Here is a 24803-nt window from a genome sequence, read left to right as displayed (position 1 = left end):
CGGCGAGGCGAGGACCACGCGAGTTCCCGTCGTGGCGACGACCGCGGTGGCGACCGTCGCGCGGACGCGGTCGGCCGGCGCACCGGTGACGACCGCGGGCGTGGTGCGGGCGAGCGCAGTGCGGTCGGCGATGGCCGGGGTCGCCGGGACGATGGTGGCAACCGTGCGTCCGGTGGCGGGCGTGGTGTGGATGAGCGGTCCGGGCGTGGATCTCAGCGTGATCGTGTCGGTCGGGCCGGGGGTGGTTCGGCCGCAGGCCGGGGCGGATCGGGACGTGGTGTGCGCGACGGTGATTCGGCCGGGCGTGGGGGACGGGACCGGGGGGCGGGGGAGACCGCCCGGCGTTCGGACCGGCCGGATCCGAGTGTGCCGAGTCCGCGGAAGCGGCGGGGTGAGCCCGTCGACGCCGCGCGGGAAGTGGCGCTCGATGTGCTGCGGGCGGTGCGGGAGCGCGACGCCTACGCGAACCTGGTGCTGCCGAAGCTGTTGCGGGAGCGCAAGATCAGCGGGCGCGACGCGGCGTTCGCCACCGAGCTCACCTATGGTGCGAGCCGCTCGCAGGGACAGCTCGACGCGGTGATCGCCGCGTGCGCGGGCAGGCCGGTCGAGGAGATCGACGGCCCGATCCTCGACATCCTGCGGCTCGGCGTCTACCAGCTGCTGCGCACCCGCACCGGCGCCCACGCCGCGGTCGACACCTCGGTGGACCTGGCGCGCGCCGAATTCGGCCAGGGCCGTGCCGGTTTCGTCAACGCGGTGCTGCGCCGCGCGGGAGAGAAGACGGCCGAGCAGTGGGTGGCCGAGCTGGCGCCCGCCGACCCGATCGGCGGCCTCGCCTTCGAATACGCCCACCCCACCTGGATCGCGCAGTCCTTCGCCGATGCCCTCGGCGCGCAGGCCGGTGAACTGGCCGCCCTGCTGGCCGCCGACGACGAACGCCCGGTCGTGCACCTGGTGGCGCGACCCGGCGAGATCACCGCCGAGGAACTCGCGCTGGTCACCGGTGGTGAGGAAGGCCGCTGGTCGCCGTACGCGGTGTACCTCGACGGCGGCGACCCGGGCCAGCTCGAACCCGTTCGCGAGGGCATCGCCGCGGTGCAGGACGAAGGCAGCCAGCTGGTCGCCCTCGCTCTCACCCGGGCGCCGCTGGCAGGCCCCGACCAGGGCCGCTGGCTGGACCTGTGCGCGGGCCCGGGCGGCAAGGCGGCCCTGCTGGGCGCGCTCGCGGCGATCGACCTGTTCACCGTGGACGCGGTGGAACCGGCCGAACACCGCGCCGAACTGGTCCGCACCTCGACCCGCGGCCTGCCGGTCACCGTGCACGTCGCCGACGGCCGCGACACCGGCCTGACGCCGGGCTACGACCGCGTCCTCGTGGACGCGCCGTGCACCGGTCTCGGCGCGCTGCGCCGCCGCCCCGAGGCGCGCTGGCGCCGCACCCCGGCCGACGTCCCGGAACTGGTCACCCTGCAGCGCGAACTGCTGGCCGCCGCCTGGGATCTGCTGCGCCCCGGCGGTGTCGTCGTGTACTCGACCTGCTCTCCGCACCTGGCCGAAACCGTCGGCGTCGTCGGCGATTTCGTCCGCCGCTCCGGTGCCGAACAGCTCGACACCCGCGACTACCTGCCGGGCGTCACCGACCTCGGCGACGGCCCGTCGGCCCAGTTGTGGCCGCACCGCCACGGCACCGACGCCATGTTCCTGGCGGCCCTGCGCAAGCCGCTCGACTGACCGGCCGCGGTGGTGCGAGGTCGGCCGCGACCGGCTTCGCACCACCGGTAGAGCCGAGGGGTGAGCCGTCGGCACGCGACATTCGTCCAATCGGCGCGTGCGTCCGGGGGAGCAGAATCGGTGCATGGCGATGACGTGGGAACAGGTGGTGGCGGTGGCCACGAGACTGCCCGGGGTGGAAGAAGGCACCTGGTGGCGGACGCCCGGGCTGAAAGTGGGTGGGAAGGGGTTCGCGCGGTTGCGGGTCGAGGCCGAAGGCGGCCTGGCCCTGCTGTGCGAACCGGCCGAGAAACAAGCCCTGCTGGCCTCCGGCGACGCGGCGTTCTACACGACACCGCACTACGACGGGCATCCGTTCATCCTGATCGACCTCGCGGCCGTCGACCCGGACCAGCTCGCCGAACTCGTCGACAGCGCGTGGTGGCTGCGGGCGCCCGCCCGGATGCGGCGCGAGCGGCAGGGCGCGTAGCGGGACGTCGTTGTCCCGGCGCCGGGAGATCAGTCCCGTTCGGACAATTCGCGCAGGCGCGCAAGGGTTTTGGCGAGGATGCGGGAGACGTGCATCTGCGAGATCCCCAGCTGGGCGGCGATCTGCGTCTGGGTCATCGACTCGAAGAAACGCATCGTGAGGATCCGGCGCTCGCGTTCGGGCAGACCCGCCAGCAGCGGCCGCACCGCGATGTACTCCTCCACCCGGTCGAACTGGGCTTCCTCCTCACCGAGCGTGTCGAGCAGGGACGCGTCGCTGTCCCGGCCGACCGAGGCCGCGTCGATGGAGGTGGGCTGATAGGCATTGCCCGCGATGACCGCCTGGGTCACCTCGTCGGGGTCGACGTCGAGTTCGGCCGCGATCTCCTTGGCGGTGGGGGAGCGCCCCAGCCGCTGGGACAGCTGGTCGACCGCGGCGCCGATTCGTAGGTGAGTCTCCTTGACCCGCCGCGGAACCCGCATCGCCCAGGTGTTGTCCCGGAAATAGCGCCGCACCTCGCCCATGATCGTGGGCACCGCGAACGACAGGAAGTTCGAGCCACGGCTCAGATCGAACCGGTCCACCGCGTGCACGAGGCCGACGCGGGCCACCTGCGACAGATCGTCGAACGGCTCACCGCGCCCGCTGAACTTCCTGGCGATGTGGTCGGCCAGCGGGATGCACCGGTTGATCAGCGCATCACGGGCGATGACGTGCTCGACACTGCCGGGCACCGTCGCGGCCAGGCGCTCGAACAGCGCGCTGACGTCGTCGTAGCCCGAGACCGAGGCGGTGGCCTCGGTGTCGTCGTCGGAGTCGGTGTCCTCGGGCTGGTCGGGCTCGGTGGCGTGCGCGTCCGGCTGAGCGGTGTCCTGGTCGGGCTTGTGGTCTTCGGTGGTGTCCTCGCCGTGCACTACGCCTTCCCCCGGACCCGGCGGAATCGGACCGACGTGGGGTATCCGGACACGGCCGCGTCGAAGCCCTGTTGGTCGGCGCTCACCTCGTCGCTGAGCGTGCGCAGCACATGCCAGCCGAAGCTACGCTGATCGGGCAGTCCCTCGGTGCCCGCGACACCGTCCACGCGCACCTGCAGCTCGGTGTCACCGACGACGAACTCGCAGGTGAGCGCGGATTCCGGGGCCGCGATGGCGATGAGCGTCGAGCACACCTCGTCCACGGCCAGCCGCACGTCGGCGACCTCGTCGAGGGTGAAATCGCTGAGCAGGACCAGGGTTTCGGCCAGCCCGCGCAGGATGGGCAGCTGGGTCAGCGAGGCTGCTACGCGAATCTCCACCGGGGCACTGAACAGCCCTTGTTCCGCCGAAAAATTGGTCACCCTATGCAGGCTACCCACATCCCGGCAGGGCAATCACCATTTGGTCGCTACACTTGCGCGCTGTGTCCACACCGACGTTCACCCGCCCGGCCGTACCGATGATCGCCCCGTCCATCCTGTCTGCGGACTTCGCGAACCTGGCCGCCGAGGCGGCCGCTGTCGAAGGATCCGACTGGCTCCACGTCGATGTGATGGACGGCCATTTCGTGCCGAACCTCACACTCGGCCTGCCGGTCGTGCAGAGCCTGCTGAAGGCCACCGACATCCCGTTCGACTGCCACCTGATGATCGACGACCCGGGCCGCTGGGCGCCGGGCTACGCCGAGGCCGGCGCCTACAACGTCACCTTCCACGCCGAGGCGACCGACGACCCGATCGCGGTGGCCCGCGACATCCGCGCCGCGGGCGCGAAGGCGGGTCTGTCGGTGAAGCCGAACACCCCGATCGAGCCGTACCTGGAGATCCTGAAGGAATTCGACACGCTGCTGGTGATGAGCGTGGAACCCGGATTCGGCGGGCAGTCGTTCATCGCGTCCGTGCTGGAGAAGGCGCGGATCGTGCGCAATCTGGTCGACGCGGGCGAACTGCGCCTGGTCGTGGAAATCGACGGCGGCATCAATACCGACACCATCGAACAGGCCGCCGCGGCGGGCATCGATTGTTTCGTGGCCGGATCGGCGGTCTACAACACCGCCGATCCGGGTGCCGCGGTGCAGACATTGCGCAACATGGCGACCGCGGCCTGGCTGTCGTAAACGCCGAATTCGGTTACAGGGAGCGGAGTTTGCGGGTGCCCAGCGCCCGCGCCGCCTCGATCACCGCGTGCAGCGGCGGCCGGTTGTCCGCGGCGTCGGGTGCCTGCACCCACGTGCGGTACCCGGTGCGCTCGTCGTCGGGCGAGGGCAGCACGATCTGGCTGCCCGCGCAGGCGACGGTGGCGTAGAGCCGGAACAGTTCGGCCGCCGCGGTGGGCGTCAGCGTCTCGGGGCGGCACGGACCGGTGAGGAACGTCCAGCGCCGCGCCCGCGGGTGATCGACCACCGGGCCCGCGATGGCGGCGCCGCGCAACCGGGCCTGGACCCGCTCGCCGAGATCACCCGGCATGGTGACCGCGCCGTAGTGGGCGCCGATCTGCAGCAGAATGCGACGGGAATCGGGATCGATGGTCGCGGGCAGATGCAGTTCCCGCCGATAACGCACGCACCGGATTTCCAGCGTGGAATCGACCATTGTGCTCACGCGGCACCCCCACATGTTCCGAACTTGTTGTGACCCACGATGTTGTCTGACTTCCTGGAGTGGTGGACTATCTCTGGGTCGAACACCCGGTGGCTCTGTGCACCGGGGCGAATGCGCCGCCGACCTGCCGAAAAGTTGAACAACAAGAATCGGTGACGTAACAATATTGCGTCAGTGGCGCGGCCGGCGCAAGCATTCGAATCACCGTGTTTCGAGTTCGCAATTCTCGGGTAATGCCAGGGTAGAGCCGTCGGCTGAATGTCCGCGGGCGGTTCGCCGAAAATTCGATTGAACGATTACCACCGGAATGACTAACGGTGGGGTTGCGTCATGTCGATCTCCGTTCGCCGCCGGTTCGATGCGGCGGCGTCTGTTTCCCGTCCGGCAGCGGGGCCCGGGTCCGATTCGACCCCGGCCCGGCGGGCCTCACCCTGCTCGCCACTAGGCTGTGCGGCGAAGCGGGTACCGCCGGGAATAGCGGCCACGCACTCGCTGTTGGGCCCAACGGGTACGGACGACGCGACAAGGGAGTCAGGCATGTTCACAGGGATCGTCGAAGAGCTGGGCGAGATCGTCGCCACCGAACAGCTGGCCGACGCCGCCCGGCTGACGATCCGCGGCAAGCTGGTGACTTCCGATGCAGGCCATGGCGATTCGATCGCCGTCAACGGCGTCTGCCTGACCGTCGTCGACGTGATCGACGGCGACAGCTTCACCGTGGACGTGATGGCCGAGACGCTGAACCGGTCGAGCATCGGCGGCCTCGTCGCCGGCTCCCGGGTCAACCTGGAGCGCGCGGCCGCGCTGAACAGCCGCCTGGGCGGGCACCTCGTGCAGGGCCACGTCGACGGCACCGGCACCGTGCTGTCGCGGACCCCGTCGGAGAACTGGGAGGTCGTGCGGATCTCGCTGCCCGACGCCATCGCGCGCTATGTCGTGGAGAAGGGCTCCATCACCGTCGACGGCGTCTCGCTCACGGTCTCGGGTCTCGGCATCGCCGACGAACCCGCCGTCGACGGCAACCGCGACTGGTTCGAGGTGTCGCTGATCCCGACCACGCTGGCGCTGACCGTGCTGGGCACCGCCCCGGTCGGCACCACCGTGAATCTCGAGGTCGATGTGATCGCCAAGTACGTGGAGCGACTCGCGCAACGCGGGTGACCACCAGGCGGGCAGGGGTCGGCGGAACCCCCGATCGCACGCCGTAATGTAGGAGACACTGCCGCCCCCACGGCAGTAGTCGAGGCCTCACGGCCGAGAACACGCGGCCCCGGCCGCCGAAAATGACGGAGCAAGCAGACGTGACCAGGTTGGACAGCATCGAGCGCGCGGTCGCCGACATCGCGGCCGGTAAGGCTGTCGTCGTCGTCGACGACGAGGACCGTGAGAACGAAGGCGATCTCATCTTCGCGGCCGAGAAGGCCACCCCGGAGCTGGTCGCGTTCATGATCCGCTACACCTCCGGCTACATCTGCGTGCCGTTGACCGGCGACGACTGCGACCGGCTCGGCCTGCCGCCCGCCTACGCGATGAACCAGGACAAGCACGGCACCGCCTACACCGTCTCGGTCGACGCGCGCGAGGGCATCACCACCGGCATCTCCGGCGCCGACCGGGCCGTCACCATGCGGTTGCTGGCCAGCGCCGAGGCCAAGGCCGACGAATTCACCCGGCCGGGTCACGTGGTGCCGCTGCGCGCCAAGGACGGCGGCGTGCTGCGCCGCCCCGGCCACACCGAGGCCGCGGTCGACCTGGCCCGGATGGCGGGTTTGCGCCCGGCGGGCGTGATCTGCGAGATCGTCAGCCAGAAGGACGACGGCCACATGGCCCGCACCGACGAGCTGCGGGTCTTCGCCGACGAGCACGACCTGGCGATGATCTCGATCGCCGACATGATCGCCTGGCGGCGCAAGCACGAGAAGCACGTCGTCCGGGTGGCCGAGGCCCGCATCCCCACCGCGCACGGCGACTTCAAGGCCGTCGGCTACCAGAGCATCTTCGACGAGGCCGAGCACGTGGCGCTGGTGCGCGGCGACATCGGCGACGGTGAGGACGTGCTGGTGCGCGTCCACTCCGAATGCCTGACCGGCGACGTCTTCGGCTCACTGCGCTGCGACTGCGGTCCGCAGCTGGACGCGGCGCTGGAGATGGTCGACCAGGAGGGCCGCGGTGTCGTGCTCTACATGCGTGGCCACGAGGGCCGCGGCATCGGCCTGATGCACAAGCTGCAGGCCTATCAGCTGCAGGACACCGGCCGCGACACCGTCGACGCCAACCTCGACCTCGGCCTGCCCGCCGACGCCCGCGACTACGGCACCGGCGCGCAGATCCTGGTCGACCTGGGCATCCGGTCGATGCGGCTGCTCACCAACAACCCGGCCAAGCGGGTCGGCCTCGACGGCTACGGTCTGCGGATCACCGACCGGGTGCCGATGCCGCTGCGCGCCAACGCCGAGAACCTGCACTACCTGCGCACCAAGCGGGACCGGATGGGCCACGACCTGATCGGCCTCGACGACCTGGACCTGGGCGAAACCGCGCAGTGACCACCGCACACCTTCCCGAAAGGCGGCAACGATGAGCGGCACGGGTGTCCCGTCCTTCGCGCTGACCCAGGCCAAAGACGTCAAGCTCGGCATCGTCGCCTCGCGCTGGCACACCGAGATCTGCGACACCCTCGTCGCCAACGCCCAGCGGGTGGCGAAGGAGGCCGGCGTCGAGCAGGTCACCGTGGTGCGCTGCGCCGGTGCGATGGAGCTGCCCGTCGTCGCCCAGGAGCTGGCCCGCACGCACGACGCGGTCGTCGCGCTGGGCGTCGTGATCCGGGGTGGCACACCGCATTTCGAGTACGTGTGCGACGCGGTCACCGCGGGCCTGACCCGGGTGTCGCTGGACGCGGCCACCCCGGTCACCAACGGCGTGCTGACCACCAACGACGAGCAGCAGGCGCGCGACCGCGCGGGGCTGCCCGGCTCGTCCGAGGACAAGGGCGAGCAGGCCTGCGCCGCCGCCCTGGACGCCGCGCTCACCCTGCGCGCGCTGCGATCGGCGTGACCGTGCCGGTGGTGCGCACCTGGCGGCGGGGCCCGCAGTCCTCCGATCCCGGATCGACCTGGGAGTTCGAGGTGCGCCCGCGCCGGGCGATCCGCACCGCCGTCGTGGTGGCCGTGCTCATCCTGGTCTTCTTCACCGCGGGCGGCGTCCTGCTGCGCACGGGCTCGACCGGGGTCAACTTCCGGGTGGCCGATCAGGTCGCGATGATCCTGATCGGCGTCCTCGGCGCCGCCGCGGTGCTGCTGCTCACCCGGCCCCGGGTGCGCGCGGGCGCCGCGGGCGTCGCGGTCCGCAACATCCTCGGCGAACACGAGTATCCGTGGGCCTACATCCGCGGCGCCTCCTTCCCCGACCGCAAGTCCTGGGCCCGGCTCGAGCTGGCCGACGACGACTACGTCCCCATGCTCGCCATCCGCTCCAACGACAAGGCCCACGCCGCCGACGCCATCGAACGCCTCCGCGACCTCGGCGCCCGCTACGCCCCCACCGACACCTGACCGACTCGGTAACCTCACGGCCATGACACCCGCGCAGGTTCTGGCCGCGGCCTTCGCCGACGATCCCTTGATGAGCTACGTCTGGCCCGAGCCTGCGCGGCGCCGAAAAGCCTTGCCGCTGCTGTGGGAATCGCGCATCGCTTCCCGGCAGCGCCACGGCACGGTCGACCTCGCCTACGCCGAGGACGGCACCGTCGCCGCGGTCGCGATGTGGGAGGTGCCCGGTGTCGAAGCCGGACTGGCCAAGCGGCTCACCCTGCTACGCGCGCTCGGCCGCAGCCTGCCGAAGGCGCTGCCTGCGATCCGCGGCATCGAGGCCACCCGGCCATCCGAACCGCACCTGTACCTTGCGACCATCGGCACCCGGCCGGATCTCCAAGGGCGTGGATACGCGGCGGAACTGATCCGGCGCAGGCTTGCCGACGGCGCCGAGCCCGGATTCCTGGTGGCGACCAGGGCGTCGAATGTGGCTTTCTACGAGCGGTTCGGCTTTCGGGTGACGGCGCCGGTGCGGGTGGCCGAAGTGGCACTGTATCCGATGGCGCTCACGCGCTAGCGGGTGTCGCCCAGGACCGCGCCTTCGCGGCGTGGGTCGGCGCCGCCGATCCAGCCGTCCTTGCCGTCGCGTTGCAGCGCGCTCAGGCCGCTGGACTGCGGGGCCACCGAGACCTGGTGGCCCATCGCGCGCAGGCGCTGCACGAGGGGATCGTGGTCGCCGTTGTCGGTCGCGTCGATAGCCGGGTGCTCGCCGCCGACGCCGGTGACCGGGGTGTTGCCGGCGCCGAAGGAGACACCGGAGACCGCCTGCTGCGGATCGACGCCCCAGTCCAGGACGTTGACCAGGGTCTTCACCACGAACTGGATGATCACCGAGCCGCCGGGCGAACCCGTCACCAACGCCAGCTCGCCGCGGTTGCCCGCGTCGTCGCGGTCGAACACCAGGGTCGGCGCCATCGAGCTGCGCGGGCGCTTACCGGGCTGCAGCCGGTTGGCGACCGGGGTGCCGTCCGGGTCCAGCGGGTCGGCGGCGAAGTCGGTGAGCTGGTTGTTGAGCACGAAACCGTCGACGAAGTGGAACGACCCGAACGCCGACTCGACCGTGGTGGTCATCGCCGCGGCATTGCCGTACTTGTCGACCACGGAGATGTGGCTGGTGCCGTGTTCGGGCGGCTGCGGGCCGTTGCCCAGCGGGACCGGGCCGAGGTCGCCCGGCTTGGCGGTGCCCATGCTGCGCTGCGGGTCGATGAGGGTGGAGCGCTGCTTCAGGTACTGCGGGTGCACCAGCGAGAGCACCGAATTGCCCGGCAGCGGAACGAAATCCGGATCGGCCACGTACTTGTTGCGGTCGGCGTAGGCCAGCCGCTCGGCCTCGGAGATGAGGTGCACGGCCTGCGCGTCGGGCCGTCCGCCGTTCTTGTCGAGTTCCTGCGGGCGCAGTGCCGGGAGGTCGAAATTGGCCAGGATGCCCAGCGTCGCGGCAACCGTGCTGCCACCCGAGGACGGCGCGGGCATGCCGCACAGCTCGAACTTGCGGTAGCCGGTGCACAGCGCGGTGCGCTTCTTGGCCTGGTAGTCGGCCAGATCGGTGGTGGTGAGCAGGCTCGGCGTGCGGCCACCCGCGGTGCTGCCTGCGGCCTCCACGATGTCCTGGGCGATGGCGCCGCTGTAGAAGGCCTGCGCGCCGTCACCGGCGATCGCGGCGAGCGTCTTGGACAGGGCCGGGTTGGTGAGGACGGTCCCGGACTTCTTCGGGGAGCCGTCGGCCTCGAGGAAGTAGCCGCGGGCGCCCTCGTCGGCGGCCAGATCCTTGGCCGACTCCGCGATCTGGCCCGCCAGCCGCGGACTGATCTCGAAACCGCTGTCGGCCAGTTCGATCGCGGGATCGAACAGTTCCTTCCACGCGGTCATCCCGTGCTCGCGGTGCGCCAGCTCGAGCATCCGCAGGACACCGGGCACCCCGATCGAGCGCCCGCTGGCGCGGGTGTTCGGGGCAGGCTCGGTGCGCTCGGTGTCGCTGACCCAGCGCAGGTAGTTCTCGGTGGCCGCCGCGGGCGCCGTCTCGCGGCCGTCGTAGGCCTCGACGGAACGCGACTTGGCGTCGTAGTGCACCAGGAACGCGCCGCCGCCGATGCCCGAGGCCTGCGGCTCGACCAGCCCGAGCACCGCCTGCGCGGTGACCAGCGCGTCGGCCGCGGTGCCGCCGGCACGCAGCACCCGGCACGCGGCCTCGGTGGCGAGCGGGTTGGCGGTGGAGACCGCGTAGGTGCTGGTGCGCACCGCGGTCATGTCCGCGCGATAGCCCGACGCGATCTCCGGGTTGGTGCTGAGATTCTGCGAGGTCGGGGCGTTCGTCGCCGGAGCGGCCGAGACGGGCGTACCGTTCGGCGTGCTCGTGCACTCGGCCACCGCGGCGTCGTCGGACGTGCAGCCCGTCAGCAGACCCACCGTGAGGACTCCGGCCGCCGCGGCCCCGATCCACGTCTGTCGCCTTGGCGTCATCCTGGCAGCGTAACCCCGCGCGCCCCGGCCCGGCCGACTTTTCTTGCCGGGGCCGCGTTCTCGCTACCCTGGCGACATGGATATCGACGCGGTGCTGTTCGACTTCTCCGGCACGGTCTTCCGGCTCGAGGACGACCGGACCTGGGCCGACGAACTGATCGACGACGACGGCGCCCCGTTCGACGTCGCCGCGAAAGCCGAAGTGCTGCGCCGGATGACGGCCCCGGTCGAACAGTTCATGACCTTCGACGCGGCGGGCCAGCACGCCTGGGACCACCGCGACCTCGACCCGGCGCTGCACCGCCATGCCTACCTCGAGGTCCTGCGTGGTTCCGGCGTCCCCGATGCCCAGGCCGCGCGGCTCTACGAGCGCCTGATCGACCCGCTGGCCTGGACGCCGTACCCCGACACCGGCACGGTGCTGGAAGCACTGTCCGCACAGGGCATTCCGATCGGCATCGTCAGCAATATCGCCTTCGACATCCGGCCCGCCTTCGTCAAGCATCGCTGGGACGGCCTGCTCGGATCGATGACCCTGTCCTACGAGATCGGCGCCGTCAAACCCAGCGCGGAGATCTTCCGCGACGCCATCGACCGCCTCGGCGTGGACCCCACCCGGGTGCTGATGGTCGGTGACAGCGCCGAGGCCGACGGCGGCGCGACCGCCCTCGGCGCCCACTTCGCGCTGGTCGAGGCGCTGCCGACCGCCGCGCGTCCCCGTGCCCTGATCGACGCCGTCGCCGCGCACGGGATCGTCATCGGCTGAGCGCGGCTACCGGCCGCCGGGCAGTCGTGGCCGATGGAACCAGGCCTGGGCGGCCCGCTGCGCGAGCAGGATGACCACCGCGCCGCCGATCAGCATCCCGAGCAGGCTCGGCGGGAGTCCGCTCGCCGCCGAACCCAGGCCGCACAGCGCGGTCAGCGCGCCGAGGACGATGGCCGCCGTCCGGACGCCGGGACCGCCGGTGGGGAAGGAGAAGGCGAAGCCGCCCAGGATCAGGAACAGCAGCGAACCGGCCGTGGCCCGCCCCGCCGCCTCCGCGCCCGCCACCACACCGGTCGCCACGATCAACACCACGCCGAGTCCCGCCGCGACGAACGAGAGCACCTGCGCCGCCCGGACGCTGCCGGGCATCCGGATCGGGGCCTGCGGGTATCCGGCGAATCCCGGCTGGCCCGGGTACCCGGTGTACCCGGGTGGTGGAGCCGCCGGGTAGCCGGGGTGCGGGGCCGCCGGGTGTTCCATGCCGCCCAGTGGAGGTGCCGCTGCCTCACCGGCGCCGGTCGGGTAGCCCGGGTCACCGGGATAGGTGACGTAGCTGCCGTCGTATCGGCGGGTCGGGCCGGTCGGTGCCGGGAAATGCGGCGGGTGCTGCGGAGGCGGCGCCGCGGCGGACGGGATGGCGGAATCGCCCGGTGCGGCGGGGTGGTGTTCGGGGCCGGTCAACGGCTGTCCTTCCGAGTGGAGCATCGGGGGACGGCCATCGGCCGAAACTCTGTGCCCCCCGGGATCATTGAAGATCACCGGGACGCACTTGTCACCGCGAGCGCGGCGCTCGCTCAGTGTTCGCGCGTGAACCAGGCGCGGGCGGAGGGGCGCAGCAGCAGCGCGACGACGGCGCCGTTGGCGACGATGCCGACCGCGCCCGGCGGCAGCCCGGTGAGGATCCCGGTGCACGACACCAGACCCGCGACGGCGGCGACGCCGATCGCGGCCCGGCGGACCAGCTCGCCACCGCGCCCGAACAGCAGGGTGACCGGGGCCAGCGCGAAGGTCGGCAGATAGTTGGCCAGCAGCGCGCCCAGGGAGCCGTCGGTGCCGAGCGCGATCGTGATCACCAGCAGCACGAGGCCGACCGCCGTCGCGACGCAGGCGATCAGGCGGGCCCCGCGCACGGTGCCCGGCATCATCCCGGCCGGGGTCGCCTCGTCGTCGAACAGGTCGGCGGCGGGGGCGGTGGGCGCGTTGGTCATCGAAGGTCCTTTCCGGCACGGAGTCCGGCCACCCACGCTACACAGCCGGGTTCACCCGCCCGGTCCGCCGCCCGCCTCGGCGGTGCGGAGCTGTCGGGGGCGCTCGCTAGGCTGAATGGGTGGCAGATCCCGCGACGTACCGGCCGGCGCCGGGCACCATTCCCGTCGAACCCGGTGTGTACAAGTTCCGGGACACGCACGGGCGGGTCGTGTACGTCGGCAAGGCCAAGAGCCTGCGCAGCCGGCTGAACTCCTACTTCGCCGACGTGTACTCGCTGCATCCGCGCACCAAGCAGATGGTCACCACGGCGGCCAGCGTGGAGTGGACCGTGGTGTCCACCGAGGTGGAGGCGCTGCAGCTCGAATACAACTGGATCAAGGAATTCGATCCGCGGTTCAACGTCCGCTACCGCGACGACAAGACCTACCCCGTCCTGGCGGTGACGCTGAACGAGGAATACCCGCGGCTGTTCGTCTATCGCGGCGCCCGCAAGAAGGGCGTGCGCTACTTCGGCCCCTACGCCCACGCCTGGGCGATCCGCGAGACCCTGGACCTGCTGCTGCGGGTGTTCCCCGCGCGCACCTGCTCCAACGGAGTCTTCAAGCGGCACAGCCAGATCGGGCGCCCCTGCCTGCTCGGCTACATCGACAAGTGCTCGGCGCCGTGCGTCGGCCGGGTCACCGCGGGCGAGCACCGCCAGATCGTCGACGACTTCTGCGACTTCCTCTCCGGCCGGACCGACAAGATGGTGCGCGCCCTGGAACGTCGGATGCACGAGGCCGCCGACGACCTCGACTTCGAGACCGCCGCCCGCCTGCGCGACGACGTGCAGGCGCTGCGGCGCGCGCTGGAGAAGCAGGCCGTGGTCCTCGGCAGCGGCACCGACGCCGACGTCATCGCCTTCGCCACCGACGAGCTCGAGGCCGCGGTGCAGATCTTCCACGTCCGCGACGGCCGGGTGCGCGGCCAGCGCGGCTGGGTGGTCGACAAGTCCGGCGACGCGCTCGACGTCGCCGAATCCGGCAGCGAACTGGCGGCGCTGGTCGAACAGTTCCTCACCCAGTTCTACGGCGAGCAGGCCGCCCAGGCCGAGCAGAACGCCGACCGCGACGTGATCGTGGTCCCGCGCGAGGTGCTGGTCCCCGAACTGCCCGCCGACGCCGCCGAGATCCAGGACTGGCTGAGCGAGCTGCGCGGTTCCGCGGTCTCGCTGCGGGTGCCGCAACGCGGCGACAAGAAGGCGCTGGCCGAGACCGTGCAGCGCAACGCGGGCGAGGCGCTGGCCCAGCACAAGCTCAAGCGCGCGGGCGACCTCACCTCCAGATCCCAAGCGCTACAGGATATCCAGGACTTCCTCGACCTGGACAGCGCGCCGCTGCGGATCGAATGCGTCGACATCAGCCATGTGCAGGGCACCGACGTGGTCGCCTCGCTGGTGGTGTTCGAGGACGGGCTCGCGCGCAAATCCGACTACCGCCACTACGCGATCAAGGAGGCCGCCGGCGACGGCCGCTCCGACGACGTCGGCAGCATCGCCGAGGTGACCCGGCGACGCTTCGCCCGGCTGGCACGGGACCGGCAGCAGGTCGCCGACGTCGAGGTCGACGAGACCGACGAGCCCACCTCGCGGCCCGGCGTCGACCCCACCACCGGCAAGCCGCGCCGCTTCGCGTACCCGCCGAACCTCTACGTCGTCGACGGCGGCGCGCCCCAGGTCGCCGCGGCGGCCGAGGTGCTCGACGAACTCGGCATCACCGACGTCGCCGTGATCGGCCTGGCCAAGCGCCTGGAGGAGGTGTGGGTGCCCGGCGAGGCCGACCCGGTGATCCTGCCGCGCAACAGCGAGGCGCTCTATCTGCTGCAGCGCGTGCGCGACGAGGCGCACCGCTTCGCCATCACCTTCCACCGCAGCAAGCGCTCCCGCCGGATGACGGCATCGGCGCTGGACTCGGTGCGCGGGCTCGGCGAGGCGCGGCGCACGGCGCTGGTCCTGCATTTCGGCTCGGTCGCCCGGATAAAGGACGCGACTGTCGAAGAGATCACATCGGTGCCCGGTATCGGTGTCTCCACGGCGAAAGCAGTGCTGGAAGCGCTCAACAGCCCGTAGCGGGGGACGGGTGGATCGCAGGACGCAACATTGCGAGTGCCGTACGTTGTGTGTCTGCGCCCGATACCCGAACCGGTGCGGGATGATCGAAAGGCACCCAGAAACGGATCCGGTAGGACATGACACGCGTCGAATCGAACAACAATGCGGGGGCGGCACCCGGACAGACCGGGTCGGCCACCGATACACAGCAACCAGTAGAAGTGGTCATCGTGACCGGCTTGTCCGGCGCGGGCCGCGGCACCGCCGCGCGCGTGCTGGAGGACCTCGGCTGGTACGTCACCGACAACCTGCCGCCCGAGCTGATCGGGCGGATGATCGAGCTCGGCGCCGCGGCCGACCCGCCGATCCGGCGGCTCGCGCTGGTGATGGACGTGCGCAGCCGGTTCTTCACCGGTGACCTCTCGGGCGTGACCGAGCAGCTGCGCGCGGCGGGCATCCGCACGCGGGTGCTGTTCCTCGAGGCCTCCGACGACGTGCTGATCCGGCGCTTCGGCTTCGCCCGGCGCAGGCACCCGCTGCAGAGCGACAGCCCCGACGGCACCCTGTCGGCCGGCCTGACCGCCGAGCGGGTGCGGCTGGCCGCGGTGAAGGCGGCCGCCGATGTCGTCATCGACACCACCGAGCTGTCCATCCACCAGCTGCACCGCAAGCTGGAGGAGGTCTACGGTGCTGGCGCGCCCGCCGCACTGCAACTGACCGTGCAATCGTTCGGGTTCAAGTACGGTGTTCCCCTCGACGCCGACATGGTGTTGGACGTGCGATTTCTGCCCAACCCGCATTGGATTCCCGAACTGCGGGAACACACCGGGCAGGAATCGGTGGTCAGCGAGTACGTGTTGTCGAGGGCGGGTGCGCAGGACTACCTGCAGACCTGCCACCATCTCGTCGACCTGACCACGACCGGATACCGCCAAGAGGGGAAGCGATACATGACGGTGGCAGTGGGGTGCACCGGCGGCAAACATCGCAGCGTCGCCATCGCCGAGGCGCTCGGTGAGCGCATCGGCGGCGACACCGGACACGCCGCGGTGGACGTCGTCCGCGTCGTGCACCGGGATCTGGGGCGCGAATGAGTGGATGGGAGGCCGATCCAGCCGTCGTCGCGCTGGGTGGCGGCCACGGGCTCTACGCGACCCTGACCGCGGTCCGCAGGCTGACCAGGCGGATCACCGCCGTGGTCACCGTCGCCGACGACGGCGGGTCGTCGGGGAGATTGCGCGCCGAGCTCGGCATGCTGCCGCCCGGTGATCTGCGGATGGCGCTGGCCGCGCTGTCCGAGGACGCCGACGGGGTGTGGACGACGACGGTGCAGCACCGGTTCGGCGGCAGCGGCGCGCTGGCCGGTCACTCGGTGGGCAACCTGCTGCTGGCCGGGCTCACCGACATCCTCGGCGACCCGGTGGCCGCGCTCGACGAGGTGGGCAGGCTGCTGCGGATCACCGGCCGGGTGCTGCCGATGGCGCCGATCCCGCTCGACATCGAGGCCGAAGTGTCGGGCCTGGAATCGGATCCGCGGATCGGCCGCTGTGTGCGCGGTCAGGTTGCGGTGGCGACCACGCCGGGTAAGGTCCGGCGGGTGCGGCTGATTCCGTCCGATCCGCCCGCCAGTCCCGAGGCCACCGCGGCCATCGAACACGCGGATGTCGTTGTGCTCGGGCCCGGTTCGTGGTTCACCAGCGTCATTCCGCACGTCCTGGTGCCGCAGCTGCACGACGCGCTGGTACACACCAGGGCGCGCAAGGTGCTGGTCTTGAACCTGGCCGCCGAGCCGGGCGAGACGGCCGGCTTTTCCGCGGAACGTCATCTGCATGTATTGTCCCAGCACGCACCGGATTTCGCGGTCGACGACGTGGTCGTCGATTCGGCGTCGGTGCCCGAGGGCCGGCAACGGGAACATGTGGCAAGAGCCGCCGAACAGTTGCGCGCACGGGTAACGTTCTGCGATGTGGCCGAACCGGGAACGGATCGGCATCATCCCGGAAAACTTGCCGCCGCACTGGATCAGCTGATCCGGGCGCCGCGGCCGCAACTGGCAGGGCTTCGAGTCGAGGGACGGCACACGGGATCGGATGTGCGTTCCGGGTCGGTGGGAAAGGAGCGCGTCTCGTGGCGATGACAGCCGAGGTGAAGGACGAGCTGAGCAGGCTCGTGGTGTCGCAGGTCAGCTCGCGCAAGGCGGAATTGTCGGCCCTGCTGCGGTTCGCGGGCGGTCTGCACATCGTCGGGGGCCGGGTGATCGTCGAGGCCGAGGTGGACATGGGTTCCATCGCGCGGCGGTTGCGCCGGGAGATCTTCGAGCTCTACGGATACGGCTCCGACGTGCATGTGCTCGGCGCCGGTGGGTTGCGCAAGACCTCCCGCTATGTGGTGCGGGTGTCCAAGGAAGGCGAGGCGCTGGCGCGCCAGACCGGTTTGCTCGACGTGCGCGGCCGTCCGGTTCGCGGGCTGCCCGCGCAGGTCGTCGGCGGCAGCATCGGTGACGCCGAAGCGGCCTGGCGTGGCGCGTTTCTCGCGCACGGCTCGCTGACCGAGCCGGGCCGGTCCTCGGCGCTCGAGGTGAGCTGCCCCGGGCCGGAGGCCGCGCTGGCGCTGGTCGGCGCGGCGCGGCGGCTCGGCATCACCGCCAAGGCGCGCGAGGTGCGCGGCACCGACCGGGTCGTCGTCCGCGACGGCGAGGCGATCGGCGCGCTGCTCACCAGGATGGGTGCCCAGGACACCCGGCTGACCTGGGAGGAACGCCGGATGCGCCGCGAGGTGCGGGCCACCGCGAACCGGCTGGCCAACTTCGACGACGCCAACCTGCGCCGCTCGGCGCGCGCGGCCGTCGCGGCCGCGGCCAGGGTGGAGCGCGCGCTGGAGATCCTCGCCGACGACGTGCCCGACCATCTCGCCGCGGCGGGCAGGCTGCGGGTCCAGCACCGGCAGGCCTCGCTGGAGGAACTGGGTCAGCTGGCCGAGCCGCCGATGACCAAGGACGCGGTGGCGGGCCGCATCCGCCGGTTGCTGTCGATGGCCGATCGGCGGGCCAAGGACCTCGGCATTCCCGACACCGAGTCGGCGGTGACGGCGGAGCTGCTCGACGACGCGTAAACCCGGTATTCGCCGAGGTTGTGGCGAATCCGACGTTTAGGGCAGAGCGGTCATGCATGATCGCTCTGCCCTTTATTCTGTGGTTCCCGCAGGCAGGGGAATCGGGAACCTCACAAATCGCAGGTGACTGTCGTGAAGCAGGTGACGGCTACTACTGTGGTTCCCGTCGGAATGAATCCGCTTGAAAGCTGAGGAGCGATAACGTGACTGTCCGGGTAGGTATCAACGGCTTCGGTCGTATCGGACGTAACTTCTTCCGTGCGGTGGAGGCGCTGAAGGCTGTCGGCAAGACCGATATCGAGATCGTCGCGGTCAACGACCTCACCGACATCAACACCCTGGCGACCCTGCTGAAGTACGACTCGATCCTGGGTCGGCTGCCGCAGGAGGTCTCCGTCGACGGTGACACCATCGTCGTGGGTGAGCAGCGCATCAAGGCGCTGGCCATCAAGGAGGGCCCGTCGGCGCTGCCGTGGGGCGAGCTGGGTGTCGACATCGTCGTGGAGTCCACCGGCATCTTCACCGACGCCGCCAAGGCCAAGGGCCACCTGTCCGCCGGCGCCAAGAAGGTCATCATCTCCGCCCCCGCCTCCGGCGAGGACATCACCATCGTGATGGGTGTCAACGACGACAAGTACGACGGCAGCCAGAACATCATCTCCAACGCTTCCTGCACCACCAACTGCCTCGGCCCGATCGCCAAGGTCCTCAACGACGAGTTCGGCATCGTCCAGGGTCTGATGACCACCATCCACGCCTACACCCAGGACCAGAACCTGCAGGACGCGCCGCACAAGGACCTGCGCCGCGCCCGCGCCGCCGCCCTCAACATCGTGCCCACCGGCACCGGCGCCGCCAAGGCCATCGGCCTGGTGCTCCCCGAGCTGCAGGGCAAGCTGGACGGTTACGCGCTGCGCGTTCCGGTTCCGACCGGCTCGGTCACCGACCTGACCGCCACCTTGGCCAAGCCCGCCACCATCGACGAGATCAACGCCGCGATGAAGGCCGCCGCCGAGGGCCCGCTGCAGGGCATCCTCAAGTACAACGTGGACCCGATCGTGTCCAGCGACATCGTCACCGACCCGCACTCCTCGATCTACGACGCCCCGCTGACCAAGGTCATCGGCAACGAGGTCAAGGTCGTGTCGTGGTACGACAACGAGTGGGGCTACTCCAACCGCCTCGCCGACCTCATCGGTCTCGTCGGCAAGTCGCTGTAATCGCCATGACAGTCAAGACTCTTCAGGATCTGCTGGCCGACGGTGTCGAAGGCCGGGGCGTGCTCGTGCGCTCCGACCTCAACGTCCCCCTGGACGACAACGGCCAGATCACCGACCCGGGCCGCATCATCGCCTCGGTCCCGACCATCTCCGCGCTGGTCGAGGCCGGCGCCAAGGTCGTCGTCATGGCCCACCTCGGCCGCCCCAAGGGCGAGCCGGACGCCAAGTACTCGCTGGCCCCGGTGGCCGTGAAGCTGGCCGAACTGCTGGGCCGCAACGTCCAGCTGGCCGGTGACGTGGTCGGCTACGACGCGCTCTCGCGCTCGGAGGGCCTCACCGACGGCGACGTGCTGCTGCTCGAGAACGTGCGCTTCGATCCGCGCGAGACCAGCAAGGACGACGGCGAGCGGGCCAAGCTGGCCGCCGCCTACGTCGAGCTGGTGGGCGACGACGGCGCGTTCGTCTCCGACGGTTTCGGTGTGGTGCACCGCAAGCAGGCCTCGGTCTACGACGTCGCCGAGCAGCTGCCGCACTACGCGGGCACGCTGGTGGCGGCCGAGGTCGAGGTGCTGCAGAAGCTCACCCAGGACCCGGCCCGCCCGTACGCGGTGGTGCTCGGCGGCTCCAAGGTCTCCGACAAGCTCGCCGTCATCGAGGCGCTGGCCCCCAAGGTCGACACCCTGGTGATCGGCGGCGGCATGTGCTTCACCTTCCTTGCCGCCCAGGGCCTTTCGGTGGGCTCCTCGCTGCTGCAGGAGGAGATGATCGACACCTGCAAGTCGCTGCTCGAGCGCTTCGGTGACGTGCTGCACCTGCCGGTCGACATCGTGGCCGCCGACAAGTTCGCGGCCGACGCCGAATCGAAGACCGTCGCGTCGACCGAGATCCCCGAGGGCTGGATGGGTCTGGACATCGGCCCCGAGTCGGTGTCGCGCTTCGCCGCGCTGCTGACCGAGGCCAAGACGGTGTTCTGGAACGGCCCGATGGGCGTGTTCGAATTCGAGAAGTTCGCCGCGGGCACCCGTGGCGTCGCCGAGGCCATCGTGACCGCCACCGGCAAGGGTGCGTTCACGGTCGTCGGTGGTGGTGACTCGGCCGCGGCCGTGCGCACCCTCGGCTTGCCCGACGACGGTTTCTCGCACATCTCCACCGGTGGTGGTGCGTCCCTGGAATACCTGGAAGGCAAAGAGTTGCCCGGTATTTCGGTGCTGGAGGGCTGAGGCATGGCACGGAAGCCGCTCATCGCGGGCAACTGGAAGATGAACCTCAACCACCTCGAATCCATCGCGCTGGTGCAGAAGGTGGCCTACGCGCTGCCGGAGAAGTACTTCGCCAAGGTCGACGTGTCGGTGATCCCGCCGTTCACCGACCTGCGCAGCGTGCAGTCGGTGGTGGAGGGCGACAAGCTCCTGCTCACCTACGGCGCGCAGGACGTGTCGGTGCACGACTCGGGCGCCTACACCGGCGAGGTCAGCGGGTCCATGCTGGCCAAGCTGGGCTGCACCTTCGCGGTGGTCGGGCACTCGGAGCGTCGTCAGTACCACAACGAGGACGACGCCACCGTGCTGGCCAAGGCCAAGCAGGCGCTGAAGAACGAGATCACCCCGATCGTCTGCATCGGTGAGGGTCTGGGCATCCGCGAGGCGGGCACGCACGTCGAGTACAACCTCGAGCAGCTGCGTGGTTCGCTCAAAGGCCTGACGGCCGAGCAGATCTCGCAGGTCGTCATCGCCTACGAGCCGGTCTGGGCCATCGGCACCGGCAAGGTCGCCTCGGCGGCCGACGCGCAGGAAGTCTGCGGCGCGATCCGGGCCGAGCTGGCCGAGCTGGCCTCGCCGGAGGTCGCCGCGGGTGTCCGCGTGCTCTACGGCGGGTCGGTCAACGCGAAGAACGTCGGTGAGCTGGTCGGTCGGCCCGACATCGACGGCGCGCTGGTCGGCGGTGCCTCGCTGAAGGCGGACGAGTTCGCCACCCTCTCGGCGATCGCCGCGGGTGGTCCGCTGCCCTGATCGGGTACAGCTACCGCACAGGGCCGGACACCGTCGAGGTGTCCGGCCCTGTGTCGTTCACGGCTACTGCGCGTGCAGGACCAGGCCGTTGCCGTTGTCGTTCTTCAGCGTCAGGGTGTCGCCGTCGACGGTGGCGGTGGTGCGGCCGTCGAGGGCGGTCAGCACGGCGTTCTCCACCTCCATGACGTCGGGGCCGCACATCATCTTGGTGGTGGCGACGGCGAAGGTCACCGCGTCGCCGGGGCCGACGCCGGCGGTGCCGGTCATCCGGTTGCAGCCCGCCATGCCGTTGACGGTGCCGCCCGCGCCGATCGTGAGGTTCGGGCTCACCTCGTCGAGGGTGGTCGAGCGGACCTGGCCCTCCGGGGTGAGCAGCGTGGTGACGATCCAGGTGGTGCCGGTGAGCGGCTTGTCGGGGGTGACGATCTTCTTGTCGGTGAGGTGGACGGTGACGGTCTCGCCGGTCAGCGTGAGCTTGTCGCCGTCGAGCCGCCAGGTGGGGTCGGATTCGAGGAAGGCGCTCTGCCAGGCGTCGGCGCGACCGCGATCACCCGCGCAGGCCATCAGGGTGCCGGCCAGGGGAGAGGTGTGCAGGATGTGGTTGCTCAGGTCGACGGTGCCACCGGCGGTGTTGCAGCCGGAGTTGGCCGAGATGCGGCCGTCGGCGAAGGTGAGGGTCATCGGGCCGCCGCCGGGAATGGCGTCGCCGTCGACCTCGGTGGAGATGTAGGTGTGACCCATCGGGGTCGCCGTGTCGTCCGGCGCCTCCCCGGAATCGGAGGACGAGCAGGCCGTGGCCGCGGCGGTGGCGAGGACACAGAGCGCGGCGAGACGGAGCAGGGTTGCCGACATGTAGCCCATCGTACGTGCCGATCGGCCCGATTCCGGTGATCGCCGAACCGGGGCCGCGATCTCGGAAAACCGCTTGCCGTCCAAGGTGATTCGCGCGGGCGGCGGGTGGCGGGCGCCATCGATTCCGCTCGCGCCGCGCCGAATCCGTCGGGCGTGCACCGCGGGGCGCCCGCCGTTGCGCAGCCGGGGGCGGCCGGTCGCCGGGGATATGCTCAGCGGGTGAACAGCGTGGCGGCCGCACCGGTATCGACGTGGGCGCCGTTGCGGTCGCCGGTGTACCGGGCCCTGTGGATCGCGCAGCTGGTGTCGAATCTGGGCACGTGGATGCAGACGGTCGGCGCGCAGTGGATCCTGGTCGACCAGCCCAACGCGGCGGCGCTGGTGTCGTTCGTGCAGACCTCGCTGGCGTTGCCGGTGATGTTGCTGTCCATCCCGTCCGGGGTGCTCGCCGACCTGGTCGACCGGCGCAGGCTGCTGATCGGCGCGCAGACCGGCATGGCGGTGGCCTCGCTCACCCTCACCGTGTTCACCGCCACCGGGCACACCACGCCCGCGGTGCTGCTGACCCTGCTGTTCCTGCTCGGCTGCGGGCAGGCGCTCACCGCCCCGGCCTGGCAGGCCATCCAGCCGGAACTGGTGCCGCGCGACCAGATCACCTCGGCGGCGGCGCTGGGCAGCATGAGCATCAATATCGGCCGGGCGGTGGGGCCCGCGGTGGCGGGCGTGATCGTCTCGATCGCCGGGCCGACGGTGGTGTTCGGATTCAACACGCTCTCGTTCGTCGGGATCGTCGCGGTGCTGGTGGTGTCGCGCTGGCAGACCCGGCCGCGCACGCTGCCCAGCGAACGGCCGCTCGCGGCGCTCCAGGCCGGGACCCGGTTCATTCGCGCCGCGCCCGCGATCCGGCGAGTACTGTTCCGCGCCATCCTGTTCATCGCGCCCGCCAGCGCGGAGTGGTCGCTGCTGCCGGTGATCGCGCACGACCGGCTCGGGCTGGCGTCCGACGGGTACGGCCTGTTGCTCGGCGCGCTCGGGGTCGGCGCGGTGCTCGGCGCCCTGGGGTTGTCGCGGTTGCGCGTGCTGTTCACCCCGACGCAGCGGCTCGCCCTGGCCGCGGTGCTGTTCGGGCTGGGCGCGGTGGCGACCGCGCTGGTACCGAGCGTGCCGGTGGTGCTGATCCTGCTGGTCGGGGCCGGGCTGGCGTGGCTGCTGGCCATGTCGACGCTGAACTCGACCATGCAGCTGCTGCTGCCCGCCTGGGTGCGGGCCCGCGGGCTGTCGGTGTACATGCTGGTCTTCATGGGCGGGCAGGCCATCGGCTCGCTGCTGTGGGGCCTGGTCGCCGGGGCCTACGGGGCGCAGACGGCATTGCTGGTCGCGGCGGGCATGCTCGCGATCTGCGCGGTGAGCACACTGTGGTGGCCGATCCGGCACAACGTCGAGGACATCGACCTCTCACCCGCGGCGTTCTGGCCGGAGCCGCAGCTCGTCGTGGAACCCGACCCGGAGGACGGGCCGGTGCTGGTGATGCGTGGCTACGACGTGCCCGCCGCCGACGTGGCGGTGTTCACCGAGTCGATGGCGCTGGTCGGGCGGTCGCGGCAGCGGACCGGGGCGATGGAATGGCGGCTGTATCGCGATGTCGGGGTGGTCGACCGGTTCGTCGAGGCGTTCGTCGTGCGGTCCTGGGCCGAGCACATGCATCAGCACCAGGTGCGGTTGACCGCGCGCGACCAGGAGATCGAGCAGACCGTGGCGCAATGGTCGGCGGGTCCGGAGACCGTCTCCCATCTGGTCGCGGTCGAGCCTGGTTAGACCCGCCGCCCGCCGACCCCATAGGATGGTCGCCATGTCGCTGTTCCTCGATATCCTCCTTGTGATCACCAGCGTGCTGTTGGTGCTGCTGGTGCTGCTGCACCGCGCCAAGGGTGGCGGCCTCTCCAGCCTGTTCGGCGGCGGCGTCCAGTCGAGCCTGTCCGGCTCCACCGTGGTGGAGAAGAACCTCGACCGCATCACCATCTTCGTCGGCCTGGTCTGGCTGATCTCGATCCTGGGCATCGGCCTGGAGATCAAGTTCAACTGAGTTCGGCCGAACTCCGCCGCTCGACCCTGCCACCGCACCCGGTGCGGCGGTAGGGTTTTCGCATGAGCACAGGGGGGACGGTGGCCGAGGCGCGGGTGGATCGCGTGCCGCCGCGCTGGTGGACGATGACGGCACGCTGGATCGTCGGCGTCGCCACGCTGTGCTGCCTGGGGCTGCTCTGGTCGAGCATGGCCAGGGAAGACCTCGCGGTGCCGCTGCTGCTGACGCTCGCGCTGGCGGTGACCGGTGTCGTCTGGCTGGTGTGGGCGCTGCTCGGTGCGTTCGTGCACCGGTCGGGCTGGATCAGCCTGGCGGCGCCCGGCGTGGTGCTGGTGACCGCGGCACTGCTGTGGAGCGAGGCGCCGCGCGCGCTGGGCTGGTGGCTGTCGGAATCGGCCATGGAACGGGCCGCGCTGGCCTGCGACAGCGCCGACGAAGGCCGGATCGGGGTCTACCCCGTGACCAACCTGCGCCGCGCCGACAACGGCTGCCTGCTCACCGTGCCGGGCATGGACCTGCTCGGTCCCGCCGGGTACGCGTACCTGCCGCAGGGGGCGCCGCCCGCCCAGGGCGACTACGACGAGGAATACGAGCACGTCGAGGGCCACTGGTACACGTTCACGGTCCGCTTCTGACCGG

26 protein-coding genes are annotated in these 24803 nt (G+C 70.7%); 19 read left to right on the top strand and 7 right to left on the bottom strand.

Annotated elements, in window-relative coordinates; genetic code table 11:
* Positions 1 to 366: 366 nt before the first annotated feature.
* Both EL493_RS24470 and EL493_RS24465 read left to right on the top strand, forming a co-directional pair.
* On the top strand, positions 367 to 1731 hold the full coding sequence (locus EL493_RS24470) for an RsmB/NOP family class I SAM-dependent RNA methyltransferase (RefSeq protein ID WP_232017352.1): 1365 nt from the start codon (positions 367 to 369) through the stop codon (positions 1729 to 1731).
* 124 nt (positions 1732 to 1855) lie between these two features.
* Positions 1856 to 2200, top strand: a complete 345-nt coding sequence (locus EL493_RS24465) for an MmcQ/YjbR family DNA-binding protein (protein ID WP_019047797.1) — start codon at positions 1856 to 1858, stop codon at positions 2198 to 2200.
* A 29-nt stretch (positions 2201 to 2229) separates the two neighbouring features.
* Here EL493_RS24465 and EL493_RS24460 read toward each other — a convergent pair whose 3' ends face one another.
* Together EL493_RS24460 and EL493_RS24455 are read right to left on the bottom strand one after the other, a co-directional pair.
* The gene (locus EL493_RS24460) at positions 2230 to 3114 is read right to left on the bottom strand and encodes an RNA polymerase sigma factor SigF (RefSeq protein WP_019047796.1); all 885 of its coding nucleotides are present in this window, start codon (positions 3112 to 3114) and stop codon (positions 2230 to 2232) included.
* Positions 3114 to 3536, bottom strand: a complete 423-nt coding sequence (locus EL493_RS24455; protein ID WP_022566294.1) for an ATP-binding protein — start codon at positions 3534 to 3536, stop codon at positions 3114 to 3116. Before EL493_RS24455 ends, EL493_RS24460 begins: the two co-directional genes overlap by 1 nt.
* Positions 3537 to 3634: 98 nt before the next feature.
* Between EL493_RS24455 and rpe the strand changes: the two genes are divergently transcribed.
* Entirely contained in the window at positions 3635 to 4291 is a 657-nt protein-coding gene (rpe, locus tag EL493_RS24450; RefSeq protein ID WP_019047794.1) for a ribulose-phosphate 3-epimerase, read from the top strand.
* A 13-nt stretch (positions 4292 to 4304) separates the two neighbouring features.
* On the opposite strand, the gene EL493_RS24445 is transcribed toward rpe, so the two are convergent.
* Complete coding sequence (locus EL493_RS24445) at positions 4305 to 4766, bottom strand: hypothetical protein (RefSeq protein WP_019047793.1); 462 nt, start codon at positions 4764 to 4766, stop codon at positions 4305 to 4307.
* A 546-nt stretch (positions 4767 to 5312) separates the two neighbouring features.
* On the opposite strand from EL493_RS24445, the gene EL493_RS24440 reads away from it, so the two are divergent.
* The 5 genes from EL493_RS24440 to EL493_RS24420 all read left to right on the top strand — a co-directional run bounded on the left by EL493_RS24440 (position 5313) and on the right by EL493_RS24420 (position 8882).
* The gene (locus EL493_RS24440; protein ID WP_019047792.1) at positions 5313 to 5936 is read left to right on the top strand and encodes a riboflavin synthase; all 624 of its coding nucleotides are present in this window, start codon (positions 5313 to 5315) and stop codon (positions 5934 to 5936) included.
* Between the two features lie 140 nt (positions 5937 to 6076).
* The gene (locus EL493_RS24435; protein WP_022566296.1) at positions 6077 to 7321 is read left to right on the top strand and encodes a bifunctional 3,4-dihydroxy-2-butanone-4-phosphate synthase/GTP cyclohydrolase II; all 1245 of its coding nucleotides are present in this window, start codon (positions 6077 to 6079) and stop codon (positions 7319 to 7321) included.
* 31 nt (positions 7322 to 7352) lie between these two features.
* On the top strand, positions 7353 to 7829 hold the full coding sequence (gene ribH, locus EL493_RS24430) for a 6,7-dimethyl-8-ribityllumazine synthase (RefSeq protein WP_019047790.1): 477 nt from the start codon (positions 7353 to 7355) through the stop codon (positions 7827 to 7829).
* A 2-nt stretch (positions 7830 to 7831) separates the two neighbouring features.
* Entirely contained in the window at positions 7832 to 8326 is a 495-nt protein-coding gene (locus EL493_RS24425) for a PH domain-containing protein (RefSeq protein ID WP_126406485.1), read from the top strand.
* A 22-nt stretch (positions 8327 to 8348) separates the two neighbouring features.
* Positions 8349 to 8882: a GNAT family N-acetyltransferase gene (locus EL493_RS24420; protein ID WP_019047788.1), complete on the top strand. Its 534-nt coding sequence runs from the start codon at positions 8349 to 8351 to the stop codon at positions 8880 to 8882.
* Here EL493_RS24420 and ggt read toward each other — a convergent pair.
* Complete coding sequence (gene ggt / locus EL493_RS24415; protein WP_022566297.1) at positions 8879 to 10825, bottom strand: gamma-glutamyltransferase; 1947 nt, start codon at positions 10823 to 10825, stop codon at positions 8879 to 8881. The two genes, EL493_RS24420 and ggt, sit on opposite strands and share 4 nt — an antisense overlap.
* A 76-nt stretch (positions 10826 to 10901) precedes the next feature.
* On the opposite strand from ggt, the gene EL493_RS24410 reads away from it, so the two are divergent.
* Positions 10902 to 11591 carry an HAD family hydrolase gene (locus EL493_RS24410; RefSeq protein WP_019047786.1) on the top strand — a complete coding sequence of 230 codons (690 nt, stop codon included), beginning with the start codon at positions 10902 to 10904 and terminating at the stop codon, positions 11589 to 11591.
* Positions 11592 to 11597: 6 nt separating this feature from the next.
* Here the strand turns inward: EL493_RS24410 and EL493_RS24405 are convergent, their stop codons facing one another.
* Complete coding sequence (locus EL493_RS24405) at positions 11598 to 12272, bottom strand: hypothetical protein (protein ID WP_126405878.1); 675 nt, start codon at positions 12270 to 12272, stop codon at positions 11598 to 11600.
* Positions 12273 to 12385: 113 nt separating this feature from the next.
* Entirely contained in the window at positions 12386 to 12799 is a 414-nt protein-coding gene (locus tag EL493_RS24400; protein WP_019047784.1) for a hypothetical protein, read from the bottom strand.
* Between the two features lie 119 nt (positions 12800 to 12918).
* On the opposite strand from EL493_RS24400, the gene uvrC reads away from it, so the two are divergent.
* The 7 genes from uvrC to tpiA all read left to right on the top strand — a co-directional run bounded on the left by uvrC (position 12919) and on the right by tpiA (position 21229).
* Positions 12919 to 14907, top strand: a complete 1989-nt coding sequence (gene uvrC, locus EL493_RS24395) for an excinuclease ABC subunit UvrC (protein WP_019047783.1) — start codon at positions 12919 to 12921, stop codon at positions 14905 to 14907.
* 119 nt (positions 14908 to 15026) lie between these two features.
* Positions 15027 to 15983, top strand: coding sequence for an RNase adapter RapZ (rapZ, locus tag EL493_RS24390; protein ID WP_022566298.1), 957 nt, complete (start codon positions 15027 to 15029; stop codon positions 15981 to 15983).
* Entirely contained in the window at positions 15980 to 17026 is a 1047-nt protein-coding gene (locus EL493_RS24385; RefSeq protein ID WP_019047781.1) for a gluconeogenesis factor YvcK family protein, read from the top strand. The genes rapZ and EL493_RS24385 overlap by 4 nt, the downstream gene beginning before the upstream one ends.
* Positions 17017 to 18000, top strand: a complete 984-nt coding sequence (whiA, locus tag EL493_RS24380) for a DNA-binding protein WhiA (protein ID WP_019047780.1) — start codon at positions 17017 to 17019, stop codon at positions 17998 to 18000. Before EL493_RS24385 ends, whiA begins: the two co-directional genes overlap by 10 nt.
* Before the next feature lie 203 nt (positions 18001 to 18203).
* Positions 18204 to 19220 (top strand): type I glyceraldehyde-3-phosphate dehydrogenase, encoded by a 1017-nt coding sequence (gene gap / locus EL493_RS24375; RefSeq protein WP_022566299.1) that lies wholly within the window; start codon positions 18204 to 18206, stop codon positions 19218 to 19220.
* Positions 19221 to 19225: 5 nt separating this feature from the next.
* On the top strand, positions 19226 to 20440 hold the full coding sequence (locus EL493_RS24370) for a phosphoglycerate kinase (protein ID WP_019047778.1): 1215 nt from the start codon (positions 19226 to 19228) through the stop codon (positions 20438 to 20440).
* Between the two features lie 3 nt (positions 20441 to 20443).
* Positions 20444 to 21229: a triose-phosphate isomerase gene (gene tpiA, locus EL493_RS24365; RefSeq protein WP_019047777.1), complete on the top strand. Its 786-nt coding sequence runs from the start codon at positions 20444 to 20446 to the stop codon at positions 21227 to 21229.
* 63 nt (positions 21230 to 21292) lie between these two features.
* Here tpiA and EL493_RS24360 read toward each other — a convergent pair whose 3' ends face one another.
* On the bottom strand, positions 21293 to 22081 hold the full coding sequence (locus EL493_RS24360; RefSeq protein WP_030203554.1) for an META domain-containing protein: 789 nt from the start codon (positions 22079 to 22081) through the stop codon (positions 21293 to 21295).
* Positions 22082 to 22309: 228 nt separating this feature from the next.
* Between EL493_RS24360 and EL493_RS24355 the strand changes: the two genes are divergently transcribed.
* The 3 genes from EL493_RS24355 (at position 22310) to EL493_RS24345 (ending at position 24799) form a co-directional block, all read left to right on the top strand.
* Positions 22310 to 23896, top strand: a complete 1587-nt coding sequence (locus tag EL493_RS24355; RefSeq protein ID WP_030203557.1) for an MFS transporter — start codon at positions 22310 to 22312, stop codon at positions 23894 to 23896.
* A gap of 34 nt (positions 23897 to 23930) precedes the next feature.
* Entirely contained in the window at positions 23931 to 24164 is a 234-nt protein-coding gene (gene secG / locus EL493_RS24350; RefSeq protein ID WP_022566301.1) for a preprotein translocase subunit SecG, read from the top strand.
* A gap of 62 nt (positions 24165 to 24226) precedes the next feature.
* Positions 24227 to 24799: a hypothetical protein gene (locus tag EL493_RS24345; RefSeq protein ID WP_022566302.1), complete on the top strand. Its 573-nt coding sequence runs from the start codon at positions 24227 to 24229 to the stop codon at positions 24797 to 24799.
* The last annotated feature ends 4 nt before the right edge of the window (positions 24800 to 24803 follow it).

Origin of the sequence: Nocardia asteroides (assembly GCF_900637185.1) — a bacterium.
GTDB classification, from domain to species: Bacteria; Actinomycetota; Actinomycetes; order Mycobacteriales; family Mycobacteriaceae; genus Nocardia; species Nocardia asteroides.
Note: the sequence above shows the minus strand (reverse complement) of the source record. Positions and strands in the feature narration are given on the sequence as shown.